Source organism: Embleya sp. NPDC005971 (assembly GCF_040629175.1).
Classification (GTDB): Bacteria; Actinomycetota; Actinomycetes; order Streptomycetales; family Streptomycetaceae; genus Embleya.
The window spans coordinates 1-9,221 of the sequence record NZ_JBEXUX010000132.1 but is presented as its reverse complement, the minus strand read 5'-3'; the positions used below and the strand labels follow the sequence as shown (position 1 = coordinate 9,221).

At 70.5% G+C, this 9,221-nt stretch carries 6 protein-coding genes and 2 pseudogenes; 7 read left to right on the top strand and 1 reads right to left on the bottom strand.

What is annotated here, in order from left to right:
* From dnaK to ABZ374_RS47380, 5 genes and pseudogenes are all read left to right on the top strand, one after another.
* Nucleotides 1–267, top strand: a pseudogene (gene dnaK / locus ABZ374_RS47400) (molecular chaperone DnaK); the annotation flags it as partial.
* Nucleotides 264–857 (top strand): nucleotide exchange factor GrpE, encoded by a 594-nt coding sequence (grpE, locus tag ABZ374_RS47395; protein ID WP_360324742.1) that lies wholly within the window; start codon nt 264–266, stop codon nt 855–857. The pseudogene dnaK and the gene grpE, both read left to right, overlap by 4 nt.
* Before the next feature lie 121 nt (nt 858–978).
* Nucleotides 979–2,154 carry a molecular chaperone DnaJ gene (gene dnaJ / locus ABZ374_RS47390; protein WP_360324740.1) on the top strand — a complete coding sequence of 392 codons (1,176 nt, stop codon included), beginning with the start codon at nt 979–981 and terminating at the stop codon, nt 2,152–2,154.
* Nucleotide 2,155: 1 nt separating this feature from the next.
* Complete coding sequence (locus ABZ374_RS47385) at nt 2,156–2,629, top strand: helix-turn-helix transcriptional regulator (protein ID WP_360324738.1); 474 nt, start codon at nt 2,156–2,158, stop codon at nt 2,627–2,629.
* A 142-nt stretch (nt 2,630–2,771) separates the two neighbouring features.
* Nucleotides 2,772–4,604: a TIGR03767 family metallophosphoesterase gene (locus ABZ374_RS47380; protein WP_360324736.1), complete on the top strand. Its 1,833-nt coding sequence runs from the start codon at nt 2,772–2,774 to the stop codon at nt 4,602–4,604.
* Between the two features lie 55 nt (nt 4,605–4,659).
* On the opposite strand, the gene ABZ374_RS47375 is transcribed toward ABZ374_RS47380, so the two are convergent.
* Nucleotides 4,660–5,325 carry a nucleoside/nucleotide kinase family protein gene (locus ABZ374_RS47375; RefSeq protein WP_360324733.1) on the bottom strand — a complete coding sequence of 222 codons (666 nt, stop codon included), beginning with the start codon at nt 5,323–5,325 and terminating at the stop codon, nt 4,660–4,662.
* A 165-nt stretch (nt 5,326–5,490) separates the two neighbouring features.
* On the opposite strand from ABZ374_RS47375, the gene clpB reads away from it, so the two are divergent.
* Both clpB and ABZ374_RS47365 read left to right on the top strand, forming a co-directional pair.
* Nucleotides 5,491–8,112: an ATP-dependent chaperone ClpB gene (gene clpB / locus ABZ374_RS47370; RefSeq protein ID WP_360324730.1), complete on the top strand. Its 2,622-nt coding sequence runs from the start codon at nt 5,491–5,493 to the stop codon at nt 8,110–8,112.
* A gap of 327 nt (nt 8,113–8,439) precedes the next feature.
* Nucleotides 8,440–9,221: pseudogene (locus ABZ374_RS47365) on the top strand (Fe-S oxidoreductase); the annotation flags it as partial.

Here is a 9,221-nt window from a genome sequence, read left to right as displayed (position 1 = left end):
GTGCCGGCCGACGTCAAGACCGAGGTCGAGACGTCGCTGACCGAGCTCAAGGACGCGCTCAAGGGCGAGGACCTGGCCGCCATCCGCGACGCCGCAGAGAAGGTCAGCACCACGAGCCAGAAGCTGGGCACCGCGATGTACGCGAACGCCCAGCCGGGTGCCGAGGGCGCGGCCGGTTCGACCGGCGACGCGGCGGGCAACACTGCCGACGACGACGTCGTGGACGCCGAGATCGTCGACGAGGACCGTAAGGGCGGTGCTGCGTGACCGAAGGGACCGGCTCGAACCACGGCGCCGTCCCGGGCGACGCCCAAGAGACAGAGCCGAAGCCGGAAACCGGGACCGCCGCCTCGGCGGCGGCCCCGGCCCCCGGGGCGGCGGAGCTGGCCGAGCTGCGCAACCAGCTCGGCGAGCGCACGGCCGACCTGCAACGGCTTCAGGCCGAGTACGCGAACTACCGCAAGCGCGTCGAGCGGGACCGCAACGTGGCGGGCGAACTGGCCGCCATCAAGGTGCTGAGCGAACTGCTCCCGGTGCTCGACGACATCGGTCGGGCCCGTGACCACGGCGAACTGGCGGGCGGCTTCAAGTCGGTCGCCGAATCGCTGGAGTCGATCGTGGCCAAGATGGGGCTGCAGAGCTTCGGTTCCAAGGGCGACGCGTTCGACCCGACGGTGCACGAGGCGTTGCTGCACTCGTATGCGACCGATGTCACCGAACCCACGTGCGTGGAGATCCTGCAGCCCGGCTACCAGGTCGGCGAGCGGATCATCCGACCGGCGCGGGTGGCGGTCGCGGAACCCACGGCGGAAGCCGAGGGCGGTCCGGAGGAGTCGGGCGAAGCGGCCGGAAGCTGAACCGTCACCGGGAACCAGACGACGAGAAGCGGAGAGGAGGGACGCCGATGCGCGGGTGGAGTGGATCCGGAAACGGGCGCTCGGAGCACGAGGGCTCCCCGACCCGATCGGCGAGGGGCGCATGAGTACGAAGGACTACCTGGAGAAGGACTACTACAAGGTGCTCGGCGTCCCCAAGGACGCCGGCACCGCCGAGATCAAGAAGGCCTACCGCAAGCTCGCCGTCGAGTTCCACCCGGACAAGAACAAGGGTGACACCAAGGCCGAGGAACGGTTCAAGGAGATCTCGGAAGCCTACGACGTGCTCGCCGACGACAAGCGGCGCAAGGAGTACGACGAGGCGCGCACCCTGTTCGGCAGCGGGGGCGGCTTCCGCGGCCCCGGCGGCGGCCAGGGCGGCGCCGGCGGTTTCCCCTTCGACCTCGGCGACATCTTCGGTGGCCAGCAACAGAGCGGTGCGGGCAACGCCGGAGGGCTGGGCGACATCTTCGGCGGGCTGTTCGGCGGCGGTCGCCAGACCGGACGCCAGCAGCCCCGGCGCGGTTCGGACGTGGAGTCCGAGGTCACCCTCGGCTTCGCGGACGCGGTCGACGGCGCCACCGTGCCGATCCGACTGACCAGCTCCGAGCCGTGTCGGCACTGCAACGGCACGGGCGCGGCCGCGGGCACCACCCCGCGGATGTGTCCGACCTGCGCCGGTTCCGGCAACGTCAGTCGGCCGCAGGGCGGCTTCGGCTTCTCCGAGCCGTGCCGCGACTGCAAGGGCCGCGGGCTGCTGGTGGACGACCCGTGCATCGTGTGCAACGGCAGCGGTCGGGCCAAGAGTTCGCGCACGATGCAGGTCCGGATACCGGCCGGGGTCCAGGACGGCCAGCGGATCCGGCTCAAGGGCAAGGGCGCTCCCGGCGAGCGCGGCGGCCCCTCCGGCGACCTCTACGTCGTGGTGCACGTCAAGTCGCACGCCGTATTCGGCCGCAAGGGCGACAACCTCACGGTCACCGTGCCGGTCACCTTTCCGGAGGCCGCGCTCGGGGCGGAGATCACCGTGCCCACCCTGGGCGGCGTCCCGGTCACGCTCAAGCTCCCCGCGGGCACGGGCAACGGCCGCACGTTGCGCGTGCGCGGGCGCGGTGCGGCACGCAAGGACGGCACTCGGGGCGACCTCCTGGTCACCATCGAGGTGACGGTTCCGCAACTGCTGAACGACAAGGCGCGCGAGGCGCTGGAGGCGTTCCGCGAGGCGACCGTCGCGCACGATCCCCGAGCCGATCTGTTGGACGCGGCGAAGGGGGCATGACATGCGACCGGGCGGTTTGGGCGGCGACGGCGGCATCGGCGGGCGGCGTGGCTACGAGATCGACGAGACCTCGCCGGTCTACGTGATCTCGGTGGCCGCACAACTGTCCGGCCTGCATCCGCAGACGTTGCGCCAGTACGACCGACTCGGCCTGGTCTCGCCGGACCGCACGGCCGGTCGCGGGCGGCGCTACTCCGCCCGCGACATCGTGCAGTTGCGCGAGGTGCAGCGGCTCTCCCAGGAGGCCGGCATCAACCTCGCCGGGATCAAACGCATCCTGGAACTGGAGAACCAGGTGCTCGCGCTGCGCATGCGCGTGGCCGAGTTGGAACACGGGCTGCACGAGGCGACCGACGCGAGCGCCCGCCGCGAGGCGGCGGTACACGCCTCCTACCGGCGCGATCTGGTCCCGGTCCGACCGCAGGCGGGCACCGCGCTGGTGGTCTGGAAACCCAGGCGCGGACGCACCGACTGACGCACGGCCGGGCGGCGATACCCCAGGGGCGTGGCTTCGGCCGCGCCCCTCGTTCGTGCCTGCGGTTCGGCCGGCCGAGCGGTCGCGGGTGGGGTTCCGAGCAACCTTGATGCCGCTCGATACGCGTCAGTAGGGTCGCCGCATGAAGCCGAATCGTCGGGACGTCCTGAAGTACTCGGCCGCGAGCGCGGCACTGCTCGGAGCGGCGGCGTGCACCGACGCCAAGGACGAGCCGGACACGAAGAAGTCGAGCGAGGCGCCCAAATCCGGCGCCCCGAGCCCCGGCGGTCCGGCGGGCGCGGCCGGCACCACGCTGGAGCGCACCCTGGTGCTCGGCCCGCCCGGCGCGGGCGGCTACCGCAAGGTGGTCGCCGGACCCGGCGAACCACACCTGCTGCGCACCGAGCTGGCCCCGGGCGCCGGCCCGGGCAGCAAGGCCAAGAGCGAACCGCTGGTCGCCTTCACCCAGTTGACCGACATCCACATCCAGGACTCGCAGTCGACCGCGCGGGTGGACTTCCTGGACCGGCACAGCGACAAGGACCAGCCGTTCGCGAAGCTGCTGCCGTTCCAGTCGTCGTATCGCCCGCAGGAGGTGCTGACCGCACAGATCGCCGAGGCGATGGTGCAGTCGCTGAACCGGATAGGCAAGGGCCCGGCGCTGGGTCGGCCGCTCGCCTTCACCATCTGCACGGGCGACAACACCGACAACATCCAGTTCAACGAACTGCGTTGGTACATCGACGTGTTGGACGGCGGAAAGAAGGTCACCCCGGACTCGGGCGACCGGAACAAGTACGAGGGCCCGATGGACGCGGTCGCGTACCACGAGCGCTACTGGCACCCGGACGGCACGCCGGCCGGGCAGAAGGACGACGTGCCGCGGCGCGACTACGGCTTCCCCACCGTGCCGGGCCTGCTCGACGCGTGCCGGCGTCCGTTCGAGGCGACCGGCCTGAAGACCCCCTGGTACAGCGCGTACGGCAACCACGACGGCCTGGTCCAGGGCAACCTGCCGGTCAACGAACTGCTGGCCAAGGTCGCGGTCGGCGACGAGAAGGTGCTCGACATATCCGCGGGTCAGACCATCGTCTCGCTCGCACTCGGGCTGCAGAGCGGCAAGCCGGACGCGCTCGCCGCGCTGCTGTCGGGGCCCAAGCGCAAGGTCACCGCCGACCCGGACCGCCGGCTGATCGACCGTGCGGAGACGATCAAGGAACACTTCAACACCAGTGGCCTGCCCAAGGGCCACGGCTTCACCCAGGCGAACCTGGACGCCAAGACCGCGTACTACAGCTTCGACCAGGGTCGGGTGCGCTGCCTGGTCCTGGACACGGTGAACCAGTACGGCCTGGACTCCGGCTGCCTGGACCCGACCCAGTTCGCCTGGCTCCAGGACCACCTGGTCAAGGGCAGCTCCAGCTACCTGGACGAGCAGGGCAAGGTGGTCCAGGGCACCGGCCAGGACATGCTGTTCGTGCTGTTCAGCCACCACACCATCGACACGCTGGTGAACAAGACGGTGCCCTCGGGACAACCCGCGCGGATCCTGGGCCCGCAGGTGCAGGCGCTGTTGCTGCGCTTCCCGAACGTCGTGTTGTGGGTCAACGGGCACACCCACGACAACAACGTGAAGCCCTACCCGCGGCCGGCGGGCAGCGCGGTCCCCGGCGGCTTCTGGGAGATCAACACCGCGTCGCACATCGACTGGCCCTCGCAGGCGCGGATCGTGGAGATCGGCGACAACAAGAACGGCACGCTCTCCATCTACGGCACCATCGTCGACTCCGCCGGGCCCGAGTCCAACGGCGGCAAGCTGGACAGCCCGGTCGCGCTGGCCGCGCTGGCCCGCGAACTCGCGGGCAACGACTGGCAGGAGCGCGACCGCCCCGACTCGAAGGTGGACGGCCGACGGGGCCGGTTGGAGGACCGCAACGTGGAACTGCTGGTGCCGACGCCGGGGTGGCTCACCTAGAGCGGGCGCGGCCGGCGGGGTTCGGCGCGCGGCATCGGCGCGCCGCTCGGGCCCGTCACCAGACCACGGTGACCACCCGCGCGCAGCGGGATTTGGAACGCTTGACCAGTTCGCCGTTGGGGCGGTCGCTGCCCGCGACCCAGGCCATCGCCTCGCCGGGGCTGCGACCGCCCCGGCGCTGACGCCTGGTCAACCGCTCGTCGCGGACCCGGTCCGAGGCGTGCACGTACCAGACCTCGGTCATCAGGCAGTAGGCGTCGGTCCAGCCGGGGGCGTCCAGGGCGAGGTAGTTGCCCTCGGTCACCACGATCCGGGTGCCGGGACGGACCACGTGCCGCGCGGCCACCGGCTCGTGCAGCGTGCGGTCGTAGTCCGGCACGTACACGTCCCGGTCCACCTCGTGCACCACGCGCGCCAGCGTGGTCGCGTAGCCCCACACGTCGAACGTGTCCACCGCGCCCTTGCGATGCAACCGGCCGATCCGCTTGAGCTGCATATTCGAGAGGTGGAAGCCGTCGAGCGGCACGTACGCGGCGGTACCGACGCCGACCCGCTGCTCGATCGCGCGCACCAGGCGCCCGGCGAGCGTGGACTTCCCGGCTCCCGGCGGACCGGCGAGGCCGAGCACGACACGGTCGGCCCCGGGCGCCGCCGGGATGAGCCGTACCGCCGCATCCGCGAGCGCGTCGAGTGTTTCGAGGGCACCGGACACATCTGGCATGTCCGCAGTCTAGGCATGCACACCGACGCACGGTTGAGTGGAATAGACTCAACTTAGTTGTGGTTCTCACAGTCAACGAACCGTTCGGGTGCGGTACACGCGCGGCACGGACGGGATGATGGCAGTGACAGCGCGTGCCCGAATCGAAGGAGTCGCACACCTCACATGGATGCACAGAAGCTCACCACCAAGGCCCAAGAGGCCCTTTCGGTCGCCATCCGCAAGGCTTCCGCGGCGGGACACCCCCAGGTGGAGCCCGCGCATCTGCTGCTCGCCCTGCTCGAACAGCCCGAGGGGATCGCGGTCCCGCTGCTCGGCGCGGCCGGTGTGGACGTGCCGCTCCTGAAGGTCGCGGCCGGACAGATCGCGGATCGCCTGCCGAGCGCGTCCGGATCGACGGTGGCCGCGCCGCAGCTCGCCCGCGAGACGATGCTCGCGCTGGACGAGGCGGAGAAGCAGGCGGACAAGCTCGGCGACATGTTCGTGTCCACCGAGCACCTCCTGGTCGGACTCGCGTCCGGCCGCTCCGGCCCGGTCGCCGAGGCGCTGCGCGACGCGGGGGCCACCCCGCAGGCACTGCTCGACTCCTTCAAGGCGGTGCGCGGCAGCGCGCGGGTCACCTCGCAGGATCCGGAGAACACCTACCAGGCACTGGAGAAGTACGGCCGGGACCTGACCGAGGAGGCCCGCAACGGCAAGCTCGACCCGGTCATCGGCCGCGACTCGGAGATCCGCCGGGTGGTCCAGGTGTTGTCCCGCCGCACCAAGAACAACCCGGTACTGATCGGTGAACCCGGGGTGGGCAAAACCGCCGTCGTGGAGGGGCTGGCCCGCCGGATCGTGGCCGGCGACGTACCCGAGTCGCTGCGCGACAAGCGGCTGATCGCGCTCGACCTGGGCGCGATGGTCGCGGGCGCGAAGTACCGCGGCGAGTTCGAGGAGCGGCTCAAGGCGGTGCTGAACGAGATCAAGTCCAGCGACGGCCAGGTCGTCACCTTCATCGACGAACTGCACACCGTGGTGGGCGCGGGTGCCAGCGGCGACGGCTCGATGGACGCGGGCAACATGCTCAAGCCGATGCTCGCGCGCGGCGAACTGCGCCTGGTCGGCGCGACCACGCTGGACGAATACCGCAAGCACATCGAGAAGGACCCCGCGCTGGAACGCCGGTTCCAGCAGGTGTTCGTGGGCGAGCCCAGCGTCGAGGACACCATCGCGATCCTGCGCGGGCTCAAGAGCCGGTACGAGGCGCACCACAAGGTGCAGATCGCCGACTCGGCCCTGGTGGCCGCGGCCACCCTGTCCGACCGTTACATCACCGCGCGCTTCCTCCCCGACAAGGCGATCGACCTGGTCGACGAGGCGGCGTCCCGGCTGCGGATGGAAATCGACTCCTCCCCCGTCGAGATCGACGAGCTGCAGCGCTCGGTCGACCGGCTGCGGATGGAGGAGATGGCGCTGTCCAAGGAGACCGACGCGGCCAGCCGGGAGCGGCTGGAGCGACTGCGCAAGGACCTCGCGGACAAGCAGGAGCAACTCAGCGGCCTGACCGCGCGGTGGCAACAGGAGAAGGCCGGCCTGAACCGGGTCGGCGAACTCAAGGAGCGCCTGGACGCCGCGCGCGGCGAGGCCGAGCGGGCCCAGCGCGACGGCGACTTCGAGACCGCGTCGAAGCTGATGTACGACCGGATCCCGACCCTGGAACGCGAGCTGGCCGAGGCCGCCGCGACCGAAGGGGACCGGGGCACGGACGGCACCGCGATGGTCAAGGAGGAGGTCGGCCCGGACGACGTGGCCGATGTGGTCTCGTCCTGGACCGGCATCCCGGCAGGCCGGCTGCTGGAGGGCGAGCGCGGCAAGCTGCTGCGGATGGAGGACGAGCTGGGACGCCGGCTGATCGGCCAGAAGGCGGCCGTGGCGGCGGTGTCCGACGCGGTCCGCCGGGCCCGCTCCGGCATCGCCGACCCGGACCGGCCGACCGGCTCGTTCCTGTTCCTGGGCCCGACCGGGGTGGGCAAGACCGAGCTGGCCAAGTCGCTCGCCGACTTCCTCTTCGACGACGAGCGCGCGATGGTGCGGATCGACATGTCGGAGTACGCGGAGAAGCACTCGGTCGCGCGCCTGGTCGGTGCGCCGCCCGGCTACGTGGGCTACGAGGAGGGCGGCCAGCTCACCGAGGCGGTCCGCCGTCGGCCGTACTCGGTGGTGCTGCTGGACGAGGTGGAGAAGGCGCACCCCGAGGTCTTCGACGTGCTGCTCCAGGTGCTCGACGACGGGCGACTGACCGACGGCCAGGGCCGCACGGTCGACTTCCGCAACGTGGTGCTGATCCTGACCTCGAACCTGGGGTCGCAGTACCTGGTCGACCCGGCGCTGTCCCGGGAGCAGCAGCAGGGCATGGTGATGGACGTCGTGCGCAACGCGTTCAAGCCGGAGTTCCTCAACCGGCTCGACGACATCGTGCTCTTCGAAGCGCTCGGCACCGCGGAGCTCGCGCACATCGTCGGACTCCAGGTCGACCGGCTCGGCGCCCGGCTCAAGGACCGCCGGATCACCCTCACGGTGACCGACGCGGCCCGCGAGTGGCTCGCGCTGACCGGGTACGACCCGGCGTACGGCGCGCGCCCGCTGCGTCGGCTGATCCAGACCGCGATCGGCGACAAGCTGGCTCGGGCGCTGCTCGCGGGCGAGATCGGCGACGGCGACACGGTCGTGGTCGACCTGGACGAGGCGAGCGACACCCTGGTCGTGCAGCCTCGCAAGCCGGCGGGCGCGAAGACGCTCTGATCGAACGGCTCGGCGCGCGGCCGGGCGGGCCTGTCACGGCGCCGGGACCTGGTGGGGGTCCCGGCGCCTCGGCGTGGCAGCATGCCTGTGGACACGAATCTGACGGGGCGTCAGGCGATGGTCGGGCCGGGCACGACACGCGCGGTACGACAAGATCACCCAGGGCCGAGCGAAGCGGACAAAACCCGCGAAGCCGGTAGCGTCCAGCGTGACGGATATCATCGATGCAGTGGTTAAGTTACCAGTGGGTAAGATGCCCGCACGGCCATACGCTGTCGGCCGATACACGCCCCGGAAGGGACGTCCCACCGGAGGAGCCGAACGCCCATGCAGCTCGCAGCGATCGTGATCTCGCTGGTCACCTTGGTGGTCGGCGCCGCGCTCGCGGCGCGCGCCGTCGCGCACATCTATCGTTTCGTCCAGGTCGGCCAGCCGGACGGCAGCCGAACCGGACAACCCGCGCAGCGCACCGCGACCCTCGGCCGGGAGTTCCTCGGCCACACCCGAATGCTCAAGTGGGGCGTCGTCGGCGTGGCCCACTGGTTCGTGGCCGTCGGCTTCCTGACCCTCGGCCTGACCATCGTCACCGCGATCGTCCAGCTCTTCGACGCGCACTGGGTGTTCCCGGTGATCGGCGACTGGTTGCCGTACGAACTCTTCACCGAGTTCATCGCGCTGGCCACCTTCGTCGGCATCGTGGTGCTGATGGTCATCCGGCAGCTCAGCCTGCCCTCGCGTCCGGGCCGCAAGTCGCGGTTCGCCGGCTCGGTGTCCTGGCAGGCGTACTACGTCGAGTGGACGATCCTGGTGATCGGCCTCGCGATCCTGACGCTGCGCGCCCTGGAGGCCGCCCTGCTGGGGGTGGACCACTACGAGGCGGGCTTCTTCGCGTCGTATCCGCTGAGCCTGGCGTTCCAGGACCTGAGCGAGTCCACGCTGGAGAACCTGGTCTACCTGACCGCGATGATCAAGTTGACCGCCACCGGCGCGTGGGCGGTGACGATCGGTCTGAACCCGAGCATGGGTGTTGCGTGGCATCGGTTCCTGGCGTTCTTCAACATCTACTTCAAGCGTGAGGCGGATGGTGGGGTCGCGTTGGGTGCGTTGCA